Below are 25,404 nucleotides of genomic sequence, written 5' to 3' on the forward strand. Positions count from 1 at the left end.
GCCGCACACAAAGCTCTAAAACCTGACACTCCAGCCCTCCCCGATGAAGCTGGAACTTTATGTGTGATTTTGCGCAGGTGCAATCTAAACGGGCGCTATCCGTTTTCTTCGGCTTCAGCCTGCTCGCGGGCAATAATCAGAGCTGCGATGTCGTCTTCATAGGTTTCAAGGCAGCTGTTCAGCTCTTCCTGCAGGGCATCACGGTTTGCGCTTTCAAGCAAAGCATCGCGCATGAGGAAATAGTTCAGGTAATGGCGTGTCCGCAGGCGGTTTTCTTCGGCTTCAAGCGCGCGGCGATGGTTGAAACGATCAAGCGCTGTACCGTTCTCCTGCAGATCAACCATCTGCGCTTCGAACGCCTGAAAATCTTCGCTTTCCATGTCGTCTGCGGTGATGGTGATGGAAAGCTCAGTAAAATCGATCGCATGATCAAGCGCAACGTGCGGCACAAGCACGCCCAGACGGCCCAGAACGTCAGCCGACACAGCGCAGGACAGGATCGCCTGATAGGACTCAAAGCTCTTGCCCGGGCGTACAACAGGCAGGCTCTCTTGCGTCGCCGCGAGCGAACGGGAGAGGTAATCACTCTCGGCGCGGGCATCAGCCAGTAGCCCGTTCAACAGGTCCCGCTCATATATTGTGTAATCGAGCCCGTATTTGAACGGGTCAATGTTTTGCGCCGCGGCTTCAATAGTGTTCGGATCAACGACATCCACACGCTCTTCATTCAGACTGTCCCGCAGCCCTGATAAAGTGCGGATATTCTCAGCACCCGCACCATCGCCTTCGGTTGGAACATCTGAACCACCGCAGGCGTTCAGCACCAGAAGGGAAGCAATAAAAAGAGGGATGGCGGTACGCGTCATTCTGAATTCCTGATTTGATACTTAGTTACATAATGCCGGGCGTGGATTTCTTCCAGAAAGAACTACACATCGCCCAAATCAAAAAAATGACGCCTGCGTCATAGTTTTTAGCAAAGAGCTGTGATATAACCCTCTCAAAGACCTATTCGGGGAGAAGAAAAATGGCAGATACCGCCTCTGAAGTTGCTGATACTCAGGAAGAACGCGATTGGCGTCTGGATCGTAAATACGTGATCCCCGGCGGCCCTGTCCGCCCTGCAAGTTCGCTCGACCTTTCTGATCTTGATATCTCGGATCCTGAACTCTGGCGCCGCGAAGCCTACTGGGACCGTTTCGCCCGTCTTCGCGATGAAGAGCCAGTTCACTACTGCTCAGAGAGCGCGGTTGGCCCATACTGGTCCGTCACACGCTATGAAGACATTATGGCTGTCGACACAGACCATAAGCGTTTTTCCTCTGCGGGCGGCATTACGCTGGTCGATCTGGACGAAGACTTTTCGCTTCCAATGTTCATCGCGATGGACCAGCCAAAGCACGACGTTCAGCGCAAGACAGTTCAGCCAATCGTGGCGCCGGACAATCTGCGCAACTTCGAAAGCCTGATCCGCGAGCGCACAGCTAAAGTTCTCGACAGCCTGCCAGTTGGCGAGCCGTTCGACTGGGTCGACACTGTTTCTATCGAGCTCACAACCATGATGCTCGCGACACTGTTCAACTTCCCGTTCGAAGATCGTCGCAAGCTCACACGCTGGTCTGACGTTGCAACCGGCCGTGAGAACCCTGAGATCTGCCCGGGCGGCGAAGAGCAATGGCGCGCAGAGCTGATGGAATGCCTCGGCTATTTCACAGAGCTCTGGAACCAACGCGTCAACGCAAACGAGCCAGGCAATGACCTGATCTCCATGCTGGCGACGGGCGAGCACACTAAAGACATGGAGCCGATGGAATATCTCGGCAACGTCATTCTGCTCATCGTCGGCGGCAATGACACGACCCGTAACTCCATGACGGCATCTGTGCTTGGCATGAACCTGTTCCCGCAGGAGTTCGACAAGCTGAAAGCCAATCACGATCTGATCCCGAGCATGGTCTCCGAGATCATTCGCTGGCAGACACCGCTGGCGCACATGCGCCGTACGGCTCTGGAAGATGTCGAGCTTGGCGGCAAAACGATCAAGGCCGGTGAGAAAGTTCTCATGTGGTATGTTTCCGGCAACCGTGATGAGCGTCATTTCGAGCGCCCGAACGATATCTGGATTGACCGTCCAAAAGTTCGCAGCCACCTGTCCTTCGGCTTCGGCATTCACCGCTGCGTCGGTAACCGCCTCGGCGAAATGCAGCTGAAAATTCTCTGGGAAGAGTTCTTCAAGCGCTTTGAAGACATCATCGTTGTTAAAGATGCTGTCCGCACTCCAAGCTGCTTCGTGAAGGGCTATACAGAAATGATGGTTGAACTGGTGCCGAAGAAATAGTCGGCAGTCAGACTGAACAAACAAAAGCCCGGGCACTCGTCCGGGCTTTTTCTTATGAAGCAGGATCGCCTTTAGTAGCCCGATACTCCGAAAATTTCAGGTCCGGATTATCACCAAGCTCATAAGCGACATAGTTCTTCAGCTCTTCGGTCACGAGCTGAACGTCTCCGGCCAGATCTTCAGGCTGGATAGGTTCACCCGCTGTCATCTCGAAGCGTGAGCCTTTCTTGTTCAGAAGCTCATAGAAGAGCGTGATATCGCGCAGCTCTCCGGAAACCTTCGACAGGAAGTAAAATAGCCAGGAATTTCTGGCATTCACATGCACAGGAATGATCGGGCATTTCTGCTTACGCGCCAACGTGGCCACAGTCTGAAACCATGGACGCTCGGTCAGTCCATCCTCTTCCATGGCAGCCAGACGGCCTGAAGGAAAAATGACTACGCATTTTTCGGCTTTGAAGGCTTCCTTTGCGCGGCGCAGCGTTTCTTTCGCTTTGGCCGGAGAGCGTTTCTCGGCCACCCATTCCACCGGGATAATAACGTCCACCATGCGCGGGCTGACGCGGATCGCATCCGCATTGGCGAAGAACAAAATATCGCTGCGAATACGCTTCAGCGCTTCCCACATAGCAACGCCATCTGCGAGCCCTGTTGGATGGTTTGCCGCGATGATCACGCGTCCCGTTGCCGGTATCCTGTCAAACTGATGCAAATCGAGGCCGATATCGAGATCCTCAACCAGATAATCGAATGAATCCCGGCCGCGCAGCTTTTCAATATAGTCCGCCATTTTCACGGCGCGCCGATACCCCAGCATGCCAAACAGGATCGGACGTAGAAGCGGCCAGCTCCAATGACCGGCAAAACTTGGACAGCGCTCCTCAATGAGCACATCCACGATATGAACATCGTCACGCTCGGCGTCCGGAAGAAAGAGGGCCGTATTGTCTGTCGTCTTTTCTCTGGATGTCATTGCCGGGCGCCTGAATGAAACTATCTTGGCTATCAAGAGCCTGTAATTATTTCAAAATGTCTGAATCGCGTCTGAAAAGCGTTAACGCGAATCGCGATCATCATTAAGTGTTAACGCGCTCTGGCGCGGAACCGGTAATAATTTTATGCTACTGGGCTAACGAGTGTGGTCAGTCGAATTTATGCAGAAACCTTTCGTTTCGGTTTCGGAATATTCTTCAAAAACCTGAAATGAAGGGGATTTGGAGGCAATCAAGGCGCCAGCTCGCTACAGAAATGCTATTTTTATTTCGATATCGTAACATCTTATCCTTAACAATTTTATCAAAAAAATTAACCTCACGCTCGAAAGCTTTAACGCGACGAGACCGTTAAATTTACTTTCCGGAAAGGGTCTTGAGGCAAACTCTGCGTGTTATTGAGGATTTGACCTGATTTCAGGTGTAGGGGTTGGAAATGAAAGTGTTATGGGTCGAAGACCATCAGCGCGCTCAGGAGATGCTTATGGTTGCCGCAACAAAAGCGGTTCGTAAGCGCATTCAACTTGATCTCGTTATTGCCGCGAACCTGATGGAAGCGGAACGCCGTATCCGTTACGAACAATTTGATCTGGTTGTTCTGGATCTCCGCCTGCCCGACAGCTTCGACGAGAGCATGACGCTGACACGCGTAGCATCTATGGGCAATTTCCGCATGGCGGTCGTTTCTGCAAGCGAGAACCGCGACACCGTCGCGCAAGCAGCCATCGCTGCGGGCTGCGATTGCGCACCGAACGCAGTTGCCAAAGAAAATCTGCCGTTCAACCGCTTTATCCAGCGCCCGGAAGAGTTCTACGAATTCCTGCAAAGCCTGATGCCACAGGCAGAGCCGCAAGCCGCCTGAAAGCAAGGTGACGACTCGTCAGACAGCTAAGCCTGTCAGGACCCCGGGGACGCGAAACCTCCGGGGTTTTTGATGTCTTGAGCACGGGCAAAGGCTCAAAACAGCCTGACCGCAAACAAACTTTTTTGATTCCCACGGGTTTAACCACTAAGTGAGGGTCAAAGACCTGTCGCACTGCTCAAATCTGCCGGAGACGCCCTAGCGTGGAAGACTTACTCACATCGCGCGCAACCCTGATTTTTCTGGTTGCGAACATCGCCTTGAGCGTCATGGCCTTCTCTAACGACGGATTGATGCGCTGGGGCATTCTGAACACGCGCGCTGTGCTGCAAGGTAAGGACTATCACCGCCTTCTGACATCGGGCTTTCTGCACGCTGACCCGACGCACTTATTCGTAAATATGCTCACGCTGTTCTTCTTCGGCCCCGTAGTTGAACGCGTGCTTGGAAGCCAGAGTTTCTTCCTGATCTATCTGGGCGCCCTGATTGGCGGCAATCTGTTTGCGCTATGGCGGCATAGAAACAACCCGAACTATATGGCGCTCGGCGCTTCCGGGGCTGTGTCTGGCATCATCTTCACCTTCTGCCTCTTCGCACCGTTTCAGCTGCTTTATGTGTTTTTCTTTCTCCCGCTTCCGGCAGTTGTGTTCGCATTGCTGTACGTGGCTTACAGCATTTACGGCATGCGCGCCGCCCGCGATAATATCGGCCATGATGCCCACCTCGGCGGCGCTTTGATTGGCATCGCAATCGCCATCCTGCTTCATCCGGAGCTCTTGAACATCTTCATCGGCGAGATCACGCAGGCTCTGGGGGCTTGATGGGCACTCTGTATAAAGAATACGAGGCTAAAACCGCCAGCGGCACCATAGAGTTTGACGCCGCACAGGCCGAGGTTGCGCGCCTTCTGGATGACCTTCAGGACCGTATTGAAAATCGCGGCAAGAAGGGTTGGTTCTCAAAGCCGAAAAAGGTTCGCGGGCTTTATCTCTGGGGCGGAGTCGGGCGTGGCAAGTCCATGCTTATGGACCTCTTCTTTTCGACCACAAATATCGAGCACAAACGACGCGTCCACTTTCACGATTTCATGCAGGAAGCCCACGCGTTCATCAACGACTGGAAGAAGCTCACCCCGTCAGAGCGCCGAGCTTCTGGCTGGGCCGTTAAGGGCGGCGTGGATGATCCGATACCACCGGCCGCTAAGAAATTTGCCGCCAGCGCCGAGCTCCTCTGCTTTGACGAGTTTCAGGTCAAAGACATCGCCGATGCCACGCTGATCGGTCGTCTGTTCGAACACCTTCTCGCCCGTGATGTAGTCGTCGTCGCGACCTCTAACCGTCCGCCGGATGATCTCTATAAGAATGGTCTCAACCGCCAGCGCTTCCTCCCTTTCATCGAACTTCTAAAAGACACGCACGACGTTCATGAAATCCGTTCCGACCGCGATTATCGCCTTGAGCGCCTGACTGCGGCACCGGTTTATTACTCTCCGCTGGGCCCGGAAGCGGATGCGAGCATTGATGCCGCCTGGGAACGCCTTACCTCTGGCGCAGAGCCACATGAAACGCATCTCACGGTGCATGGCCGTGAATGGCGCATTCCTGCACAGGCCGCTGGCGTTGCCCGCATGAGCTTTGAAGAGCTGTGTGACAGACCGCTTGGCGCCGCAGACTATCTGTCACTTGCCCGCCATTTCGACACCGTACTCATCGAGCACGTACCGATCCTTAGCCCTGAAAACCGGAACGCCGCTACGCGCTTTATCACGTTGATCGACGCACTCTACGAAGCGCGTGCCAAGGTAATCATTTCTGCGGAAGCCGAACCGAACGAGCTCTATGTCTCAGGTGATAGCGCGTTCGAGTTTGAGCGAACATCATCACGCCTGTTTGAGATGCGCAGCGCCGATTACCTTGCCGCCGAGCGCATCACCGAGCCGGAAGAAACCTAGTCAGCCTCGATCACGCTGATGATGACCGGCAACAGGCCTGTTGCCATCACCTCTACACCCTCGGCAGTCGGGTGAAGTCCGTCCCCTAACAACAGAGACGGCGTATTCCAGACACCTGCCATCAAGTCTGGATACAGCGGCACGCCATAATCTTCGGCGAGCGCCGGATAGATGGCGGCATACTCGGCCTCGAGACTATCATCGGCGCCCTCAAAGCGCGGCGACAGACCTGCAAGAATCACCTCAATACCGTCTTGCTGAGACTGTTCAATGAGCGCAGATAGATTATCCCGCGCCAAACTGGACGGCAGGCTTGAGAGGAAATCATTCGCTCCGAGCGCAATCACCAGGATGTCCGGATCAGCCGATGCCACGCTCCAGTTATAGCGAGCGCGTCCCGTTGATGTGGTGTCACCGGAAACACCTGCATTGATCACCTCGACTTCATAGCCGGCCTCGGTAAGTTTTCGCTCGACAACGGATGGCAAGGCGGCCGCATCGGGCAAACCAAAGCCTGCGGTCAGGCTGTCGCCGAGCATGACAATCACCTGCGCATCGTCCGTAACGACGTCCGCGACGGTCGCGTCCTCAATGGCTGGAGCTGGCGGCTCTGCAGGAGGCTCATTCTGGGCAGAACAACCGACCAGCAGCAAAACAGACATCACGAAAGCTTGAAAACCCATTTGCTTCACCATCTTCCCTGACTTTCCTGCCATTCGTATGCTTCATATAGCTCATTCCAACCAAATCGTGATCGGAGCGCTCCATTGGCTGAATCCCTGAACCTGCATGATGTAAGGCTGACGCTGCCTGCGCAATCCGGTCCGGTCGAAATTCTCAAAGGTGTGAGCCTGAAAGTCGAGCCTGGCGAATGCGTTGCGGTGATTGGTCCATCAGGCTCGGGCAAATCTTCTCTTATCTCCATTGCGGCAGGGCTCGAGCGCATCACATCCGGCAAAGTCGAACTTCTGGGAACTGACATAACAGGGATGAGCGAAGATGCCTTGGCCCGTCTTCGTCGCGGCCGCGTAAGCCTGATCTTTCAGTCCTACCATTTACTGCCGACAATGACGGCACTCGACAATGTGCGGGTGCCACTCGAAATTTCTGGCATTGAGGGCGTGAAAGACAAAGCCACAAAGCTGCTTCAGGAAGTGGGTCTGGGCGACCGGCTTGATCACTATCCCGGCCAGATGTCCGGCGGGGAACGTCAGCGCGTTGCCGTCGCGCGCGCGCTTGCCAGCGATCCCGAAATCGTTTTTGCCGACGAACCGACGGGCAATCTCGATGGCGATACCGGCGCAGGCGTTGCCGACATGTTGTTCGATATCGTGCAGAAGCGAAAGACCGCGATGGTGCTCGTCACCCATGACCGGGAACTGGCCAAGCGCGCAGACCGTATCGTCACCATGCGCAACGGAAACCTTGAAGCATGAGTGCAGCCTGGCGCATCGCAATACGTGAGCTGTCCGGCGGGCTGAGAGGCTTCTGGATTTACCTTGCCTGCATCACGCTTGGCGTCGCGGCCATTTCGTCTGCCGGTTCGGTGACAGAAGTCTTCACACGCGGCCTCGCAGGCGAAGCGCGTATGCTGCTTGGCGGCGACGCCATGTTTGCGGTGAACCAGCGCAGGCTGACCGATGACGAACGTGCATACGCAGAAAGCCTCGGCGACGTCTCTGAGAAAATCACACTCACCGTCATGGGAACCGCAGGAGATCTGCGCCGTCAGGTCGATCTCACAGGTATAGACGATGCCTTCCCTCTGGTTGGCGAAATGGAACTGTCGGGCGACATCGATACGACGTTCGACCAACAGGGCGAATTATGGGGCGCGGCTGTCAGCCAGAGTTTTCTGGACCAGTTTGATGCTGCCATCGGTGACGAAATCAATCTTGGCCCGGTACGCGCGGAAATCCGTGCCCGCCTTGACCGCCTGCCCGACCAGATCGGAACACCCGGCTCGTTTGGCCCTGAAGCTGTGGTCAGCATTCGCGCACTCGAAGCTGCAGACAGACTTGGTGTCGGACAACTCTTCCGGACACGCCTGATTGTCAGCGCCAATACTGAACTGCCCATTCGGGAATTGCGCGAAGCATTCGATGAATCCTTCCCCGAAGCCAATGTGCGCATTCGCGGACCCGAGAATGCCGTTGATGGCTTGCAGGAGCTTCTTCAGACACTGAACGATTTTCTGTCGATCATCGGCATCGCAGCCCTGATCGCAGGCGGCATTGGCGTCGAACAGGCAACGACATCCTTTTTACAGTCACGTACCTCTGCCATCGCTGCGCTGAAATCTCTGGGCGCTGAAAGCGGCCTTATCCGCACAGCCTACACCATTCAGCTGGGGGCGCTCGCCCTCCTCGGTGGTGCTCTGGGTCTCACTATAGGTGCTGCAGCGCCGTATCTCATGGTGAGCTTTGCAGGCGATCAGATCGCCCTCCCCCAGGCGCTGGCCATTTATCCCATACCTTTAATCACGGCGCTTGCGCTTGGCCTTCTGAGCGCCGGTTTCTTCGCCATTCCCGCCATTGGCCGCGCACGCGCGACGCCGCCATCAGCGCTCTTCCGGAACCTCTCTGAAGAAAGCGGGACGCGCACGCCTGTGCTGGAACGCAGCCTGTCGCTCGCCTGTCTTACCGGATTTATCCTGCTATCGACACTTAGCAGCTCCCGTCCGATGATCACGCTCGCGCTTCTGGCTGGTACGGCAATTATCTGGGGCGCATTCCTGCTCACGGCGTGGCTGATCAAACGTGCCGCAAAGCCTGTCGCTGACAATTCGCGCGGCCTGACGCGGCTCGCTTTTTCCAACATTTCAGGGCCCGGCTCTCTTGCAAGCGCAATCATGCCGTCTCTCGGTATCGGGCTCGCGCTGTTGTCACTGGTCGTTGCTGTGCAGGCTAACCTTCTGCGTCAGATAAAGGAAACAGCCCCTTCCAACGCGCCGTCTCTCGTCTTCACCCAGATTCCGGGCGACCGCGCAGAAGATTTTGACCAGCTCATATCTGGCTTCAGCGTGGATATTGACGACAGGGACGCCTATCGCCGCGCGCCTTTCCTGCTTGTCCGCATCACTGAACTCAACGGCGTTCCGACCGCCGAAGCAGAGATCGCAGACAGTGAGAGATGGGCTGTCCGCGGTGAAACCAACGTGACTTTTCTAGGCCCCGAACCTGAAGGCGGCGAAACACTCGAAGGTGAATGGTGGGCAGAAGATTATTCCGGACCGCTTCTGGTCTCTGTTGAAGAGGGCGCAGCCCGCGGTCTTGGCCTCTCGCCCGGCTCAACGATTGGACTACGTGTCTTTGGCCGTGATCTCACCGCAGAAGTCGCTGCTATCCGGCGCGTGGAGTGGGGCACGTTCGATATAGGATCGAATACGGCATTCATCTTCTCGCCAGGCACTCTGGAAGCCGCAAACCCGTCTCATGTCGCCATTGCGCGAACAGAAGGCAGCGAGGACCGCGCACTGATAGCAGCGCTGAAAGATGATTTTGCGGGCGTGGTCGTATTCGAAACACGTCCTGCGCTGGAAGCTGCATCCAAAATCTTTGACGATATTGCTCTGGCCGTAAACGCGGCTGCCAGCGTCGTCACAATTGCGGGCCTTCTCGTACTGATGGGGACGCTTGGCGTGATGACACAGAAGCGCGCGGTAGAAGCAGCTCTATTGAAAACCTTCGGCGCTGCGCGATCGCAGATATTCCAGCTCTATGCTCTGGAGTTCAGCATAGCCGGCGGCATTGCAGCCCTCCTCGGTGCCCTGATAGGCATCGCGGCAGCTTATCCGATTATCGTGAGTGTATTCGAAGCGCGCTGGTCAATACCTTACGGGCCGGTTGGCGTCATTCTCATCGCCGCTCTCGGCATCTCAGTTCTTGGCGGCCTGTTTGTCGCGCGCAGCGTTCTGGCGAAGCCTGCAGCCCGCGTTCTGCGCGACGCGTAATCCGGCTGTTGTGTGAACAAGTCCTTACGCCGACGGATCAAGTTCCGTTAACAGGCCTGCCAGTTTTTTAAACGCATTTATGAGAGTATACTCTCTGACAGGAAAGCGGCTGAGCAAAAGAACAAGGCCGTGCGAGGGACTTATGACAGGCATGAAGATGTGGCGCACAGGATTAGCGGGCGGTTTGGCGCTCCTACTTGCAGCATGTGGCGGCTCGGTTTCCGAGGGCGTTATGGAATCTTATAACGGCTATGCGGCTGCGGTCAGCTCCGGGCGCGGATATGATGCGACTGACTATGTCTCCGAAGCCTCAATCGACCGTTTCGAAACGCTCCGTCAGATTGCGCTATATGGCCCGGAAGGCCAGCCCTCTCTTGGTATCCATGATGAGATTTCAGTCTACTATCTGCGAAGTGAGTTCGACGCGTCGCACCTTCAGCGCCTGACTGGCCGCGATATTATGAACATTCTGGTATCCGCTGATCTGATCGGTGAAAACGGCTTCCGAAACATCGAAGCTGGTGAAGTTATTCAGGGTGAAAACGGCCGGGCCACACTGCCACTGCGCGACACGCGCTCAGGCGCAAACTATTCACTCGAATTCATTCGAGAAAACGGTGACTGGGTTGCTGACACCCGTGGCTTCCGCAACCAGCGCGATCAACGCCTTGAAGGACGCATTCGTGAATTCAACGGCAATCGCAGCGAAGTCATCAACGAACTTCTCATCGTGCACGGTGCGTCGGACGGTTTGACAGCAGAATTGTCTAACCCGCTGCTTCGGCAAAACTAAAAATTCAGGTGAATCTGAAATAATTTGCCCACCTCAGCCCCCAGCTGCAAAAAGATCAATTTTTTACAGCTGGGTGTATGGATTAATATGCCGCATTTCGTCTAACACACAGCAACCCTATTTTGTGTGTGTAATTGGGCGAAGAGAAATGACCGCGATAGATAAATATACAATTGAGCTTGAGAAGACTCTCAAAGGATTCAGCGCGCTGGCACAAGACACGCGCCTTCGAACTTTCTGCCTGCTCATGAAAGCAGGTCCGGACGGTCTGCCGGCTGGCAAAATCGCGAACACTCTTGACGTCACCCCGAACAAGCTGACCGCACATCTTAATGTGCTGACAGAGGCTGGCCTTCTTAACGTTGAACGTCAGGGGCGGCACATGATTTATTCAGTAAATCGGGACGAGATTGCGACTTTGATGCGTCGCTTTACCGAGAATTGCTGCGAAGGCGCGCCGGAATGCGCGGGCGAGCTCGTCAGCGAGGCCTGAGCTCCGCCGTCAATATCAAAACAGCGAATGGTTCTGCTGCAACACCAGCCACAGGCTTGTGCCCAGCATGGTTGTCAGCAGAGTCATTGAGACGGACCGTTTCAGCCAGTTTACCTGTCCCATTTTGAGTGACTCCTTTTGCGGTTCCTGAAATACAAACCCGCTTGCAGCGGGCTGGTTCCCTGAAATTCAGAACGTGCAAGGGCTGCGCCAGGTTAAAGATTATCTTTCAGGCATAGAGCGCCTTCTGAAGCTCTGCATCTTGCAACCGCCACCGGAAGCGCTATGGATTTTTCCGAAGGGGATGCAGCATGTCGATATCCAAATCAGCGCTCACATATGTCGGGATAACGCTTGTCGCGATTATCGTCTCATTCCTTCTGTTCCGCTTTATCGCCCCGCCGCCACCCAAAGAGGTTAGCTTTGCATCGGGTAGCGCTGGCGGCGCCTATGCGCAGGCAGCTCTCGATTATCAGGCCTTCTTTGCAGAAGAAGATGTCACGCTGAATGTCGTGAACACGACGGGTTCAGGCGATAATCTCGATCTTCTGCGTGCCGGTGAAGTGCAGGCGGCTATTGTGCAGGGCGGCGCGACACTTCCTGAAGACGAAGACGAGCTGCAATCTCTGGGCACGGTATTCTATGAGCCGCTCTGGGTGTTCTTCCGCGACAGCGCAGATGTCATGAACATCGACGATCTGGATCTTCGAAATTTCAGCAATATGCGTATCGCAGCCGGTTCGGAAACTTCAGGCACACGCCTTCTGGCAGACCGGATGCTGGCTGAAAACGAGGTCGACGCGACGTTATTGCCGCTCTCGGGCGATGCTGGTGCGCAAGCGCTTCTGGCCGGAGAAGTGGACGTATTGATGGCCGTGTCCGGCCCGAGCGCACCATTTGTCTCTCAACTTCTGGCCGATCCCGATATCGCGGTTCTGAGCTTTCCCCGCGCCCTCGCCTATGAACGCCGGACACCTTACCTGAAGCGCGTCATCTTCCCTGAAGGCGGCCTCGATCTGGCAGACAACCTGCCATCGGATCCGATTGAACTGATTGCGCCAGTCGCCGAAATCATCGTGCGTGAAGACTTACATCCGGCTATTCAGGCCCTTTTGATCGAAGCGATGGTGGACCAGCACCGCGGCGGCACGCTTCTATCCGAGCCGGGTGTTTTCCCAAGCCCGAACCGCACAAACCTGCCTCTGTCTGAGGAGGCTGCCCGCTATTACGAAAAAGGCCCGAGCTTCCTGCGTAGCATGTTCCCATTTGGCGTTGCCAATTTCCTTGAACGCGCCTGGGTGCTCGCGATTCCGCTTCTGACGCTTGTCTTTCCGCTCATAAAAGCTGCACCGCCGCTTTATCGCTGGCGCACACGCCGCAAAATCTACATCTGGTATAAAGACCTTCGTACACTGGAAGACCGTGGACGCGCGGCCCACACAATTCAGGAACGCGATAATGTAATCTACGAGCTGCAAGCCTTGCAGGCAGAAGTTGGCAATGTGGAAGTTCCTGAATCCTACACAGACGAACTTTATCGCCTGCGAAGTCACATTCTGTTTGTCAGCCAGCTCATGCAGCGCCTGAACGACAATTAGCACGTGAGTCGCCTGCCCTTTTCTTTACGCGAATTCCTGATCGGGTTCGCTGTGTGCTCCCTTTTCCTGGCTGCGCTAGTTTTTCTGTTTCTGCGCGACACACAATGGGGCGTGCTGGCGCCACTTCTCTCAGCAGTTTCCAGCTTCTGCGTCGTTCTGATTTCAATTGTAAAGCGACAGGACTAGATCACCCAAGCCAACCGGCTTCGCGAACCTTCGGGGCAAATGTGCGGCTGACCGGAACCTCAACATCCGATTTCAGGGTAATGGTCATTTTACCGCTGGACGTCGTCACCGACTTCACACCCGTTTCATTCACCCACCATGATCTATGCGTCTGAAGGCCGGGCGCGCGTTCCAACTGGTGCATAGCTGTGCTCAGGCGCTCCAGAAACAGATGCTCCCCGGCGCTGGTATGCACACGTAGATAATGGTCTTCGGACGAGATCGCATAGAGAGCGGCGTTCCGATAGGGAAGCGGCAAACGGGACATGAAGATCGCAATAGGATTCCCAGTTTCGTCAGTTCCGCCTTCAACGGCGGCATCGCCATTAGTTGCGCGATCCAGAAGATAGCCAAAAATTGTAATGCCAATCGAGATGACGAGCGCGAGGCTATAGACACGCGGATACTCGTCGAGTGGCACGCGTCCACCAAAGGCATGTTGCAGGATGATGAGCACCGGCGTCACGAACAGAGCGCATACAGCTGCGATCACTGCGAGAATGAGCCAGATGGGCAATCCATCCAGCCATTTCAGCGCAAGTGTCGCCGTGCCCCAGCCGATCACCGATCCGTAGATGACGAGTCCGGTCCAATAGCACCAGACCGCCCAGAAAGGGAGGCTGTTTCCCGCATTGAACGGATTGAGAATCGAGAGAAACGTGCCGATCCCGACAAGGATTGCCAGTTGGCGGCCGCGTTGTGCCCAGTCAATCGCGATACGCAAAATGCAAACTCCCCTCAAACACCATGCAACTCACGCTTCGTGAACGACATTAGCTGCGTTTCGCGAACCTCGTCATCCCCTTCATGAAGATCAGCTCGCAGCAATCGCTCCCTTTGCCAGAATGGGGTCATCGGCACAACGCCAGACACATTCAACCGCGACCTACGGAGCCCGTCATCATGTCTGATACACTTGTTTCCAAACCCTCACCACGTTTCCCGACGATCAACATTCCGGGCCTTACCAGATACCGGATCGCGGTTGTCTTTGCATTGGCTGCTTATAGCTTTCTGGCATACCAGATCGTCAGGGGCTCAGGTGTTATACCGCAGTTCCGGGTGGACCTTACGCCGCTCCTGACAGCGCCAATTGAAATTCAGATCCACGCCTATGGCGCAATTGCGACCTTCATCATTGGTCTGGTGCTTCTGTTTGCGCCAAAAGGTTTCCGCCTGCACCGGACACTTGGCTGGACATGGGTTGTCACCATGGCGATCACGGCAATCTCTTCCTTCTTTATCACCTCGTTCAGCCCGGTCCATTTCAGCCCGATCCATGCACTCTCCGCCTGGACGCTGATTGGTCTGCCAATGGGTATTGCCGCCATTCGTCGCCGCAAGGTTCAGGACCACCGTAAGAAAATGACCGGCATGTTTGTGGGCGGCATGATGATCGCTGGCCTGTTTTCCTTCCTGCCGGGTCGCCTGATGTTCAGCCTGTTCTTCTCATTCTGATCGACGACGACAAAATCTACCCGTCAGAGCCACAGGCCGAAGCAAGACTTCGGCCTGATTTCGTTTTGAATTGAATTTTCTTTCATGGGGCGTCATGACAATGTCATCCATCCGGTCTAGCGGTCTGACGAAACGGGAGAGCCTCATGAAACATATTGGTGTCAGCCTTATTGCCCTTGCCGCGCTTGGCGCATGTGCAACTCAAACAGCAACGTCACCAGCAGCTGTCTCGCCGCAATCCGCTGAAGAAGCACTGAGCGTTTATTACCGCGCTATTCCGACGAGCGAGCTTCCGTCAGGTCCCGAAATTCTGCCGCTCAGCACATCAGAGGCGCTGACACGTGTCATCGTCGCGTCTTGCAATGATGAGGAACAGCCAAATCCGGCAATGGCGCGGATTGCCGAAGAAGACGCCGATCTGTTCCTTTTCATCGGCGACAATGTGTATGGCGACCGCGATGGCCGCAATTACGCCAATGCTGATTTCGAACTGGCCGAGCTTCACGAAAGCTATGCCGATCTTGGCGTAAGCGAGGCTTACAACGCCGTGGCTGCGGCCATGCCAATCCTCGCGACATGGGATGACCACGACTTCGGAATGAACGACTTTGGACGCAACTTCGCGGGCCGTATTCTGGCCGAACGCATGTTCGAAAACTTCTTCCACATGGATGACACCGAGATCGCAGACTATCCGGGCGTTTATTACTCTCGCATGGTCGGCCCTGAAGGCCAGCGAACACAGATCATCATGCTGGACACGCGCTTCTTCCGCTCAGACCTGATGCCGACCGATGATTATGGTGCAGCAGGCCGCGAACGCTATATTCCAAGTACTGACCCGGCGCAGGATATGCTGGGTGAAGCGCAATGGGCGTGGCTGGAACAGGAATTGTCCAAACCGGCGGACCTTCGTCTGCTCGTTTCATCCATTCAGGTCATTCCCGATGTTCACGGCTGGGAAAGCTGGGACAAGATGCCGACAGAGCGCCAGCGTCTCTACGACATGATCGACGAGACAGAAGCAAATGGTGTCGTGTTTGTCTCCGGCGACCGCCACACATCTTTTCTCTATAAAGACGAAGATCGCGGCGCGTACCCATTCTATGAAATTACGGCTTCATCTCTCAATGTCGCCTTCGCACGTGAGCCCGACTCCACAGAAGTCGATCCGCGCCAGCTTGGCCTCGGCTACACATTTGGTAATTACGGCGAAATCGAAATCGATTGGGACGCCCGCCAGATCAACTTCGTCATCAATGATGAAACTGGCGAAGAAGTCCGCTCAACATCGTTCTCCATGGACGAAATCAACGCTGGTTAAGCCGTGACTGCCTTTCGCAATGTAGCCTCTCTTATTCTCGCAGCAGCTTTGCTGCAGGTCGCTGGCGGCCTGCTGGGCGTTGTCGTGCCTCTGGCGCTTGGCGACGTCGGTGTGTCTGATGCGATTGTAGGTCTCATTGCGGGCATTTACTCAGCCGGCTTTATGGCGGGTGCAGCTCTCGCGCCAAAGATGATCCGCGAGATTGCCAATATTCGGGTGTTTGCCTTCGCTGCCGCGTTAGGTGCCAGCATGGCGTTGCTCATGGCACTTTTCCGCGATCCGTTCACATGGTCGATTGCACGGTTTGCGCAAGGCATCGGCATCGCGCTCATGTTTGCGAGCGTTGAAAGCTGGATGACCGAAGCGACGCCGCAGAGCCAGCGTGGCTCTGTCATCGGCATTTATCACGTGGTTGCCAAAATGGCGCTGATCCTTGGTCCATTTCTGGCCGTCGGGAATGCACCGGCCGATCTGGAGCCTTATATCTGGTGCGGCGTCTTCCTCGCATTCTCTCTCATGCCAGTGTGCATCACGAAAAGCCTGCAACCGGCGCCGCCTGATCCCGCGCCTTTTCCGTTCCGGCGCATGTATGAAGTGGCACCCGCCGCCGTTATCGGTGTGTTCATTGCCGGTTTCTCCAATACCGGCTTTCTCTCTCTCTTGCCGCTCTACGCGCAGCAGGCAGGTGGAACGACCTCAGTTGCAACCGCAGCTGCCACCCTGATGGCTGCCGCCTATTTTGGCGGCGTACTCAGCCAGTGGCCTGCAGGTTATCTGTCTGATCGTGTCGACCGACGCGTCGTGATCGGCGGAATGGGGCTTATTTCTGCGTTCGCCGCAATCGCCCTCATCTTCCTGAACGCACCCGGCAGCCTGATCACTCAGGCGCTGATCGGCCTTTGGGGCGCAGGCGCGCTTTCATTTTACGGTCTTTGTATTGCACACGCGGCTGACCGGTGCGAGCCATCAAAATTTGCGCGCATGCTGTCGGGCCTCTTATTTGTATGGGCGGCTGGTTCCGTCATTGGCCCGATGGTTTTCGGCCTTGTCATGTCGTCGCCGCTCGGAACGCGCGGCCTCTTCATTCTGGAAGCCGTTATCGGATTTGTCCTGTTTGTTCTGATGGTGTGGCGTCGTCAGGCGAAGGCTCCGGTTGTCGAGGAAGAGCGCGAATCTTACGAAATGGTGCAGCCGACATCTGTGGTCGGCGCGGAAATCGACCCTCGTACAGACGAAGAGCAGGCAGCATAACGCCAATCTCTGACGGGAATAATTTCCCGTAAAAATCCGAGTTTTCTCGTCTGGTGGAAATAAAGTGACCATCAAACCGGTAAAAACCCATATATTTGGCCTTCAGAGGGACAATCACACCAAAGATGGAGTTGCACACCCCTAGTGCATTGTTATAACCCGGTCCTGTCTTAGGGGGCGAACCGCCTTCACAAACAAATAAGAGGCAGCATCCATGAACATTCACGAGCACCAGGCCAAGGCAGTTCTGAAGTCTTTCGGCGCACCGGTTGCAGACGGCTATGCCGTATTCTCTGTAGAAGAAGCAGCGGAAGCTGCGGCTAAACTCCCGGGTCCTCTCTGGGTCGTGAAAAGCCAGATCCACGCAGGTGGCCGCGGCAAAGGTAAGTTCAAAGAAGCTGAAGCTGGCGAAAAAGGTGGCGTTCGCCTCGCATTCTCTCCGGACGAAGTTTACGAACACGTCAAAGCTATGCTCGGCAACACTCTGGTCACGCACCAGACTGGCCCGGAAGGCAAGCAGGTCAACCGCATCTACATCGAAGATGGCGCTGACATTAAATCAGAGCTTTACTGCTCGCTCCTCGTAAACCGCGAAACAGGCAAGCCGGCATTCGTCGTGTCTACTGAAGGCGGTATGGACATTGAGGAAGTTGCAGCAGAAACACCTGAGAAAATCCTCACAATCAACATCGAGCCAACAACTGGCGTTACAGATGCAGACTGCGAAGCGCTCTGCAACGCGCTGAACCTTGAAGGCACTTCTAAAGAAGACGGCTACAAACTGTTCCCGATCCTCTACAAAGCCTTCACTGAAAAAGACATGGCGATGCTGGAAGTGAACCCGCTGATCGTTATGGAAGACGAGCACCTGCGCGTTCTCGACGCGAAAGTGTCTTTCGACGGTAACGCTCTGTTCCGCCACCCTGACATTCAGGAACTGCGCGACAAAACAGAAGAAGACGAGAAAGAAATCGAAGCTCACGAGTGGGACCTCGCTTACATTTCTCTCGACGGTACAATCGGCTGTATGGTGAACGGTGCTGGTCTCGCTATGGCGACCATGGACATCATCAAACTCTACGGTGCTGAGCCAGCTAACTTCTGTGACGTTGGCGGCGGCGCATCTGCGGAGAAAGTTGCTGCTGCGTTCAAGATCATCATGAAGGACCCGAATGTTGAGGGCATCCTCGTCAACATCTTCGGCGGCATCATGAAGTGTGACGTCATCGCGGAAGGCGTTCTGCAGGCTGTTAAAGAAACAAACCTGTCAGTTCCGCTGGTTGTTCGCCTTGAAGGTACCAACGTAGAGCGCGGTAAAGAGATCATTGCGAACTCTGGCCTCAACGTGATCCCGGCTGACGATCTCGACGACGCAGCTAAGAAAATCACTGACGCTGTTAAGAAGTAAGCTTTCTGCTGATCTTTGAATTCGAAAAGGCGGGCCATTGGTCCGCCTTTTTTGTGAAAGGGCATGACCATGATCGTCTACAAAATCTTCCGCGCCGATGAGCAGGCTGCATTCGAAGCCGCGGGCCGCACATCGGGCGCACCGATCGACCTTCAGGATGGCTATGTTCACATGTCTACGGCCGAACAGGTGAAAGAAACAGCAGCGAAGCACTTCGCGGCTGAAGACAATCTCTACCTTCTGGCAATTGAAACCGACCGTCTTGGCGATGAAATAAGATGGGAAGTCTCTCGCGGCGGCGCTGAATTCCCGCACCTTTATCGCGATCTTCTCGCCAGCGATGTTGTCTGGACAAAAACGCTGAAGCTCGGCCCGGACGGGCATGAATTCCCGCCGCTCTGACGAGCCGTCGTCCCGCCTTCCAATTCCCCAGTTAGTTGTGTCTCAACGCCTTTGCTGCGATCAGGACTTGGCGAACTGTATTCCTTGAGTACAAATACACCGCTGCAAACGTTTCCTGTACGGAGTTTTCGATGAAACGTGTTCCTGGTCTTTTGGGTGCCCTATCGCTGATGATTATGCCCGCGCACAGTGATGACGCATTCCACCGGCGTGCTTATGAAACCTGTATTGCACATCTGGAGCACCACATCTTCCCATCTGGAGACGGTCTGGTCGTCTATCCACATCAACAAGGGTCAGTTCAGGTTGGCGACGGTGAAGTTGTGATCAATTTCCCCCAAGGCAGCATTCTCAACGGCGAAAGCAATGACGGCATTTGGGGCTATGAACTGAGCGCTGAATGCGTTGCGCACCCGGACTCAAATGTCATTTCCCAGATCATCGTAAATGGTCAGCCTGTAAATCATCGAACGATTTCGTTCTGATACTTCGCGCCAAAATAAAAGCACGACAATTTTAAATTCAGGATTGCCGCCACTAATCCTTTCGCATAGCTTTTCTCCGGGAAAAGCAGGGGGTTGGGCATGAAAGCCTTTTTCGGATTTCTGATAATCGTCGCACTCGTACTGGGCGGCGCTTATCTTGGCAGAGCATTCATCGTCGATAAGCTCTACCCTGATTCCGAGATTTTCTCTGATGAGATTGGCATCTTGCCGCACGATATGGCCGTCAAAGAATACTCGGTAAGCCAGCCTTCCGAGATGATGATCCGCGTTACCTTTCTGGATGGAACAGAGAGCCTGGTAACCGTCTCGCAAAGTGATGAGGATCGCGATTGGGAGAACGGTGTTTCAGGCCCGCTGCCTGTACAATTTTCTATTTCGAGCGGACGCTACTCAACTGAATGGTTCCCAGCTCAGGCAGATGAGACCTTCCGTGTTGCGCTCGCCAATATTGCAGCCAGCCGCCTCGCCGAAGTGGGCACGCTCTCCAGGATTACTGTTTATCGCCGCGAACCGATTCCAGCCTGGATCGCCGCGCTCGTACCTCAAGCCTATGACATTGAAGGCGCACGTATTCGGCGCTTCGATCCTGACAAGGACATCGACACCGAAAACATCATGAACTTTGTCTATGAGATGGATGATTAAATGCGCGCCTCGTTTTTCGCACTCGCGACCGCTTCTGCCATCCTCGCAGCCCCTGCGAACGCACAGCATTTGCCCGCAGCAGCCCCGGCAGGCATGGACCCGCTTTCTACTCTATTCATTGAGGCGTGCGAGAGATACGGCCGCGGAGTGCACAATGATGACGGCACACTCGCAGCGGCCGGCTTCACATTTCTTGGCGGATTTGCGCTCGAAGGAAATGATCACCAACCAGAACATAACTCGCGGTTTGGGAATTTTCTTCCGGGCACTGAACGCAATCACGAACAGGCTCAGATCACTTTCATGAAGTGGTACCATGATGACGGAAGACCTGAATATTTCTGTCATCTTCTGGTGGATGAGGACACGAATGCGCTGAACCGGTTCAGCCCGAACTCATTCCACCTTCTGACCGATTTCGACTATTACCCGCCCCGGCCCGGAGACGTAGGTTACGGCGCAACCGAAGACTGGGAAGTAGACGCCCGCGACCGTTACACAAAGATCAGCCTTGATAGCCAGGATGGCGACTGGTCTGTCTCGATCACGTCTTACCCGCACTAAGGCAGCGCTGAACAATTTTCAGAAAAATTTGAATTATCGCGACGGAACACGTTCACAATCTCGTTAGATTGGTGAGGTTGTTGCCGACTAACGCGATAAAATGAGAGCCCACTATCATAATTTCCTCGCAAATCGTGCAGCAATCAAATATAAATAAGAAAAAATAAAACCGCGACAGGAGGACAACGCCCATGCGAAAGATTTTCGCCTTTACTGCATCTGCATTTGCCCTATCAGCACTGACTTTAAGTGCAGAAGCTTCCCCGACATATGTGGATAACTTTCGCCTCGTAGACCACGAGCGCGTTTCACATGAACTGTATTATTATCAGGACGCCCCAGCGATCGTCCTCATGACAGTTACGGCCGATTCTGATTTTGCAATGAACGCTGTCGAAGCGTTTGCTGAACTGCGCGATGAATACGCAGCAGAAGGTGTACGCTTCTACCTCATCAACCCTGACGCAACTGAAACCCGAACCCAAATGAGCGACGCGATGGCGGCGGCAGGCGTCGACATGCCTGTTCTGATGGATGCCCGTCAGCTGGTATCTGAAAGCCTCTCGCTGCAAACAACCGGCGAAGTTCTTGTAATTAACCCGCGCACTGGTTTCCAGCTTGCGTATCGCGGACCAGTCAACGGCCGCATCGATGGTCGCGGTCGCACGCCTTACGTCGCAAACGCTTTGGACGCACTGATCTCCGGTGAAGCCGTCGAAGTGACATCCGTCGAAATGCGCCGCGGCGATTCAGTCGAACTTCCGCACGCAAACACAAGCTTGCACCAATCTATCTCTTACTCCGAAGACGTTGCGCCAATTCTGGTTGAGCGCTGCGGTGGCTGTCACGTTGCTGGCGGCATCGCTCCGTGGGAATTGGCTGACTACGAGACTATTCAGGGCTGGGCGCCCATGATCCGCGAAGTTATTCGCACGGACCGGATGCCACCGTACTTCCCTGACTTTGATCACGCAGGCACATTCTTCAGCGAGAACGAACTCTCACCTGAAGAAGCCCGCACAATCGTGCACTGGATTGAAGCAGGCGCACCACGCGGTGAAGGCGAAGACCCGTTGATCAACGCGCTCCAGCCGCTTCCGGAATGGCCGCTCGGCGAACCGGATTACATCGTGGAAGTCACGCCGTTTGATATCCCGGCGACCGGTATCCTCGAATACGAATACCCGACCATTCCAAACCAGATGGAAGAAGGCCGCTGGCTGCGTGCAACACATGTGCGTCCGGGCTCCAATCAGGGCGTTCACCACGTAACGTCGGGTTACATTCAGAACCGCAATGCGGCCGTTGATGAGATCGAAGGCAATCTGCCAAGCGGCTCAGTCGGCAGCTACACGCCAGGCCAGAATCCGCAAGAGTTCCACGAAGGCGTTGGCACCTATCTGTCACCGGGCGGCGCGTTCCGCTTCTCCATGCACTACACGACGTTTGGTCTGGAAGAGACAGACCGCACGCAAGTCGGCCTCTACTTCCATGACGAGCCGCCAGAGCTCATCATGCGCTCTACTGTGATTGGCGATTCAAACTTCGTGATTCCTGCAGGCGAAGAGAACTTCCACATCACGTCTTACACGCTGTTCCCGGCGGACGCCGAACTCTACACGCTTTATCCGCATGCGCACTATCGCGGCAAACGCGTAGAACTGTCGATTGAGTATCCGGATGGCACGAGCGAGCTGCTTCTGTCTCTGCCACGCTATGACTTTAACTGGCAGCGCGACTATGACCCGGTCGATCCAATTCAGGTTCCAGCGGGCTCCCGTCTGGTAGCTGACTGGTGGTATGACAACTCCGACCGTAACTTCGCGAATCCGGATCCGGCAGCAGATGTCTATCCAGGCGACCAGACGCACGAGGAAATGATGTATTTCCGCGTGAACTATCGCTGGCTCGACGAAACCCGCGAGAACATCACGAACTATACTGAGATCATGCAGCAGGATCGCCTGTTCGCTTCTCTGGATGACTCTCGTGATGACATGCTTCAGCCAGCCGAGATCGTCGGTCAGCGCAATGTCTGGCTCGCAAGCGGCTTTGACGGATACGATACAAACAATGACGGCCTTCTCGACCGTGAAGAGTATCAGGCCGCTCTGCCAGATCGTCCGGCACGTCGCCGCGGCCCTGCCGCACAGGGCGTGAACGAGTTTGGCGATATTGATGAGAACGTCATCAACTCCGAAGAGAATTCCGGTGAAGCCGACATGACCTCTCTGGACACGCCAACAACACGCGCTGGCGTTCAGTAAGCCTCTTCGGATATAAATTCCAAAAGCCCCGGCGGAAACGTCGGGGCTTTTTCGTTGCAGCACAAATTGTAAACAGGTAAAGATTCGCGAGAAAGGGGTGCAGCGTCATGCGGTTATTTTACGGTCTGATCGGAGTATGTCTCCTAACCGCTCAAGCAACAGCGCAACATCTTCCACGCACAGCGCCAGCCGGAATGGACCCGCTTTCCGCTCGCTTTATCGAGGCTTGCGCACTCTATTCTATGGGCACCCATGAAGAAGCCGAATTTCTGACAGATCAGGGTTTTCTCTATTCCGGCCCTGTTCGCCTGCGTGAAGCCTCGCGCCCCAGAGATCATTCCGCCGTTTATAGGAGCACTTGGGAGCCCGCCTCTGCTGAACTTGAGGACGCGCAGATTCAGTTCGAATCCGATTTCGAAGACCCAAATGAACAGGCAGCGCCTATCGCCTATGCCTGTAGACTGATTGTACATGAATCCGTTGAGGTAGAGGACCGGTTCAAACCGGAATCGTTTTTTCAGCTTGAGGATTTTGAAGATTATATCCCACCCACCGAAGACCAGGCGATTGGCATTACCGATGCCTGGGAGCTTCATGGCAACGACCGGTATACAGGCATCCAGTCCGGCTCACCGGAACCGGGTTTATGGGTCACGCTCATCTACTCCTACCCATTGACTCGGATTACCGAGACAGTCGAATAACACGCATACGTCTTGCATCCCGCATATCCTGTGTTACACGGCTTATGTGGAAATGAGGCCCGCGTGACGAAAAACATCACACTCGCCATTGATGAAGACCTTCTGGATAAGGTCCGCGTTCTGGCCGCTCTGAAGCGGACCAGCGTCAATGAGCTTGTGCGCGGCTTTCTGACAAAGCTTGTCGAACAGGAACGCGCCCATGATGAAGCGCGTACCGGCCTGCTCAATCTGATGGAAACCTCGCCTGCGCGCCTCGGCAAATGGCGCCCTGACAGCGAGGCGTCATCATGATTGATGAAGCCGATGTATTCCTCGACACGTCCATTCTCGTTTATGCCGCGCTTGGCCGCGAGGATGCACCAGAACGCTATCAGATCGCCCGCCGCATTGTGCTGGAAGAAAACTACGCGACATCTGCAAGCGTACTCGCTGAATTCCACGAAGCAGTCACCACACGCGGCGACACACCTATGCCGTCAGAGCTTGCTTCTGAATGGGTGCGCACGCTGGCACTCAAACCGTGTCAGGCCGTTGATGACAAGCTGGTCCGTGAGGGTATTGCGCTAGCCAGCGAGAACGCAATCTCAACTCGCTCTGGCATCACACTCGCATCGGCGCGCCGGCTTGGCTGCAAAACGCTCTATTCTGAACATTTTTCACCCGACCAGACCTTTGAAGGGGTTTGCGTCGTCAATCCATTCAACTAATCAAACACCGATCCAAACAGGGGAAACGTAAATGTCCATTCTGATCGACAAGAATACCAAAGTCCTCACTCAGGGCATGACCGGTAAAACCGGCTCATTCCACACAAACCAGGCGCTGAACTATTTCGGCACGCAAATGGTTGGCGGCATCCACCCGAAAAAAGGTGGCGAGAAGTGGCAGGCTGAAAACGGCGCAGAGCTTCCAATCTTCGCATCCGTCGAAGACGGTAAAAAAGCAACTGGCGCGACAGCCTCTGTGGTTTACGTTCCACCGGCAGGCGCAGCAGCAGCTATCGAAGAAGCGATCGACGCAGGCATCGAGCTCATCGTTTGTATCACCGAGGGCGTTCCTGTCATGGACATGGTCCGCGTGAAGGACAAGCTGGTGAAGTCTTCTTCCCGTCTTATCGGTCCTAACTGCCCGGGTCTTCTGACACCTGAAGAATGCAAAATCGGCATCATGCCGGGCTCTATCTTCTCTAAGGGTTCTGTCGGCGTAGTTTCCCGCTCAGGCACACTGACATACGAAGCTGTTTTCCAGACATCTCAGGTTGGCCTCGGCCAGACAACAGCTGTCGGTATTGGTGGTGACCCGGTCAACGGCACGAACTTCATCGACGTGCTCGACATGTTCCTCTCTGACGACGAGACACAATCTATCATCATGATTGGTGAAATCGGCGGTTCTGCGGAAGAAGAAGCTGCTGAATTCCTGATTCAGGAAGCTAAGAAAGGCCGCAAAAAGCCAATGGTTGGCTTTATCGCTGGCCGTACAGCGCCCCCAGGCCGCACAATGGGTCACGCTGGTGCGATCGTTTCCGGCGGCAAAGGCGGCGCGGAAGACAAAATCGCTGCGATGGAAGAAGCTGGCATCGTTGTGTCTCCATCACCAGCTCGTCTCGGCGTTACGCTGCAGGACGTTCTCAAAGGCTAATCGACTGCCTTTACGGACAGATTTTGAAAG

General features: G+C 54.9%; 26 protein-coding genes. 22 read left to right on the forward strand and 4 right to left on the reverse strand.

Going from position 1 to position 25,404, the window contains the following annotated elements; genetic code table 11:
* Positions 1–95: 95 nt before the first annotated feature.
* Positions 96–866 (reverse strand): hypothetical protein, encoded by a 771-nt coding sequence (locus tag G523_RS0102810; RefSeq protein WP_022693506.1) that lies wholly within the window; start codon positions 864–866, stop codon positions 96–98.
* 161 nt (positions 867–1,027) lie between these two features.
* Here G523_RS0102810 and G523_RS0102815 point away from each other — a divergent pair, with 161 nt between their 5' ends.
* On the forward strand, positions 1,028–2,338 hold the full coding sequence (locus tag G523_RS0102815) for a cytochrome P450 (RefSeq protein ID WP_022693507.1): 1,311 nt from the start codon (positions 1,028–1,030) through the stop codon (positions 2,336–2,338).
* 52 nt (positions 2,339–2,390) lie between these two features.
* Here the strand turns inward: G523_RS0102815 and G523_RS17650 are convergent, their stop codons facing one another.
* The gene (locus G523_RS17650; protein WP_022693508.1) at positions 2,391–3,311 is read right to left on the reverse strand and encodes a GNAT family N-acetyltransferase; all 921 of its coding nucleotides are present in this window, start codon (positions 3,309–3,311) and stop codon (positions 2,391–2,393) included.
* Between the two features lie 455 nt (positions 3,312–3,766).
* Between G523_RS17650 and G523_RS0102825 the strand changes: the two genes are divergently transcribed.
* The 3 genes from G523_RS0102825 (at position 3,767) to zapE (ending at position 6,143) form a co-directional block, all read left to right on the forward strand.
* On the forward strand, positions 3,767–4,192 hold the full coding sequence (locus tag G523_RS0102825) for a DNA-binding transcriptional response regulator (RefSeq protein WP_022693509.1): 426 nt from the start codon (positions 3,767–3,769) through the stop codon (positions 4,190–4,192).
* 203 nt (positions 4,193–4,395) lie between these two features.
* A complete protein-coding gene (locus G523_RS0102830; protein ID WP_022693510.1) occupies positions 4,396–5,013 on the forward strand; it encodes a rhomboid family intramembrane serine protease in 618 nt (205 codons plus the stop codon).
* Positions 5,013–6,143, forward strand: a complete 1,131-nt coding sequence (gene zapE, locus G523_RS0102835) for a cell division protein ZapE (protein ID WP_022693511.1) — start codon at positions 5,013–5,015, stop codon at positions 6,141–6,143. Before G523_RS0102830 ends, zapE begins: the two co-directional genes overlap by 1 nt.
* On the opposite strand, the gene G523_RS17655 is transcribed toward zapE, so the two are convergent.
* Complete coding sequence (locus tag G523_RS17655; RefSeq protein WP_162141019.1) at positions 6,140–6,826, reverse strand: arylesterase; 687 nt, start codon at positions 6,824–6,826, stop codon at positions 6,140–6,142. The genes zapE and G523_RS17655 overlap by 4 nt on opposite strands.
* Positions 6,827–6,910: 84 nt before the next feature.
* Between G523_RS17655 and G523_RS0102845 the strand changes: the two genes are divergently transcribed.
* From G523_RS0102845 to G523_RS0102870, 5 genes are all read left to right on the forward strand, one after another.
* Positions 6,911–7,579, forward strand: coding sequence for an ABC transporter ATP-binding protein (locus G523_RS0102845; RefSeq protein WP_022693513.1), 669 nt, complete (start codon positions 6,911–6,913; stop codon positions 7,577–7,579).
* A complete protein-coding gene (locus G523_RS0102850) occupies positions 7,576–10,095 on the forward strand; it encodes an ABC transporter permease (protein ID WP_022693514.1) in 2,520 nt (839 codons plus the stop codon). The genes G523_RS0102845 and G523_RS0102850 overlap by 4 nt, the downstream gene beginning before the upstream one ends.
* Positions 10,096–10,237: 142 nt before the next feature.
* Positions 10,238–10,888: a hypothetical protein gene (locus tag G523_RS0102855; protein WP_022693515.1), complete on the forward strand. Its 651-nt coding sequence runs from the start codon at positions 10,238–10,240 to the stop codon at positions 10,886–10,888.
* A 148-nt stretch (positions 10,889–11,036) separates the two neighbouring features.
* Positions 11,037–11,381: an ArsR/SmtB family transcription factor gene (locus G523_RS0102860; protein WP_022693516.1), complete on the forward strand. Its 345-nt coding sequence runs from the start codon at positions 11,037–11,039 to the stop codon at positions 11,379–11,381.
* A 311-nt stretch (positions 11,382–11,692) separates the two neighbouring features.
* Positions 11,693–12,979 (forward strand): TAXI family TRAP transporter solute-binding subunit, encoded by a 1,287-nt coding sequence (locus G523_RS0102870; RefSeq protein WP_022693518.1) that lies wholly within the window; start codon positions 11,693–11,695, stop codon positions 12,977–12,979.
* Positions 12,980–13,166: 187 nt separating this feature from the next.
* Here G523_RS0102870 and G523_RS20050 read toward each other — a convergent pair whose 3' ends face one another.
* Positions 13,167–13,928, reverse strand: a complete 762-nt coding sequence (locus G523_RS20050; protein ID WP_022693519.1) for a LytTR family DNA-binding domain-containing protein — start codon at positions 13,926–13,928, stop codon at positions 13,167–13,169.
* Positions 13,929–14,107: 179 nt separating this feature from the next.
* Here G523_RS20050 and G523_RS0102880 point away from each other — a divergent pair, with 179 nt between their 5' ends.
* The 13 genes from G523_RS0102880 to sucD all read left to right on the forward strand — a co-directional run bounded on the left by G523_RS0102880 (position 14,108) and on the right by sucD (position 25,374).
* Complete coding sequence (locus G523_RS0102880) at positions 14,108–14,662, forward strand: DUF2306 domain-containing protein (protein WP_022693520.1); 555 nt, start codon at positions 14,108–14,110, stop codon at positions 14,660–14,662.
* Positions 14,663–14,807: 145 nt separating this feature from the next.
* Positions 14,808–15,986: an alkaline phosphatase D family protein gene (locus G523_RS17670; RefSeq protein WP_022693521.1), complete on the forward strand. Its 1,179-nt coding sequence runs from the start codon at positions 14,808–14,810 to the stop codon at positions 15,984–15,986.
* Positions 15,987–15,989: 3 nt separating this feature from the next.
* Positions 15,990–17,237 carry an MFS transporter gene (locus tag G523_RS0102890; RefSeq protein ID WP_022693522.1) on the forward strand — a complete coding sequence of 416 codons (1,248 nt, stop codon included), beginning with the start codon at positions 15,990–15,992 and terminating at the stop codon, positions 17,235–17,237.
* Between the two features lie 214 nt (positions 17,238–17,451).
* Positions 17,452–18,645, forward strand: coding sequence for an ADP-forming succinate--CoA ligase subunit beta (sucC, locus tag G523_RS0102895; protein ID WP_022693523.1), 1,194 nt, complete (start codon positions 17,452–17,454; stop codon positions 18,643–18,645).
* A 69-nt stretch (positions 18,646–18,714) separates the two neighbouring features.
* A complete protein-coding gene (locus G523_RS0102900; RefSeq protein WP_027441403.1) occupies positions 18,715–19,047 on the forward strand; it encodes a DUF952 domain-containing protein in 333 nt (110 codons plus the stop codon).
* A 131-nt stretch (positions 19,048–19,178) separates the two neighbouring features.
* Positions 19,179–19,532, forward strand: a complete 354-nt coding sequence (locus tag G523_RS0102905) for a hypothetical protein (RefSeq protein WP_022693525.1) — start codon at positions 19,179–19,181, stop codon at positions 19,530–19,532.
* A gap of 99 nt (positions 19,533–19,631) precedes the next feature.
* Entirely contained in the window at positions 19,632–20,198 is a 567-nt protein-coding gene (locus G523_RS0102910) for a hypothetical protein (RefSeq protein ID WP_022693526.1), read from the forward strand.
* Complete coding sequence (locus G523_RS0102915) at positions 20,199–20,762, forward strand: hypothetical protein (RefSeq protein WP_022693527.1); 564 nt, start codon at positions 20,199–20,201, stop codon at positions 20,760–20,762.
* 191 nt (positions 20,763–20,953) lie between these two features.
* Positions 20,954–23,029, forward strand: a complete 2,076-nt coding sequence (locus G523_RS17675) for a redoxin domain-containing protein (protein WP_022693528.1) — start codon at positions 20,954–20,956, stop codon at positions 23,027–23,029.
* Between the two features lie 107 nt (positions 23,030–23,136).
* Complete coding sequence (locus G523_RS0102925) at positions 23,137–23,733, forward strand: hypothetical protein (protein WP_155802569.1); 597 nt, start codon at positions 23,137–23,139, stop codon at positions 23,731–23,733.
* Between the two features lie 63 nt (positions 23,734–23,796).
* On the forward strand, positions 23,797–24,024 hold the full coding sequence (locus G523_RS0102930) for a ribbon-helix-helix protein, CopG family (protein WP_022693530.1): 228 nt from the start codon (positions 23,797–23,799) through the stop codon (positions 24,022–24,024).
* On the forward strand, positions 24,021–24,440 hold the full coding sequence (locus G523_RS0102935) for a PIN domain-containing protein (protein ID WP_022693531.1): 420 nt from the start codon (positions 24,021–24,023) through the stop codon (positions 24,438–24,440). Before G523_RS0102930 ends, G523_RS0102935 begins: the two co-directional genes overlap by 4 nt.
* 31 nt (positions 24,441–24,471) lie before the next feature.
* On the forward strand, positions 24,472–25,374 hold the full coding sequence (gene sucD, locus G523_RS0102940; RefSeq protein WP_022693532.1) for a succinate--CoA ligase subunit alpha: 903 nt from the start codon (positions 24,472–24,474) through the stop codon (positions 25,372–25,374).
* The last annotated feature ends 30 nt before the right edge of the window (positions 25,375–25,404 follow it).

Source organism: Ponticaulis koreensis DSM 19734 (genome assembly GCF_000420665.1).
Taxonomy (GTDB): Bacteria; Pseudomonadota; Alphaproteobacteria; order Caulobacterales; family Hyphomonadaceae; genus Ponticaulis; species Ponticaulis koreensis.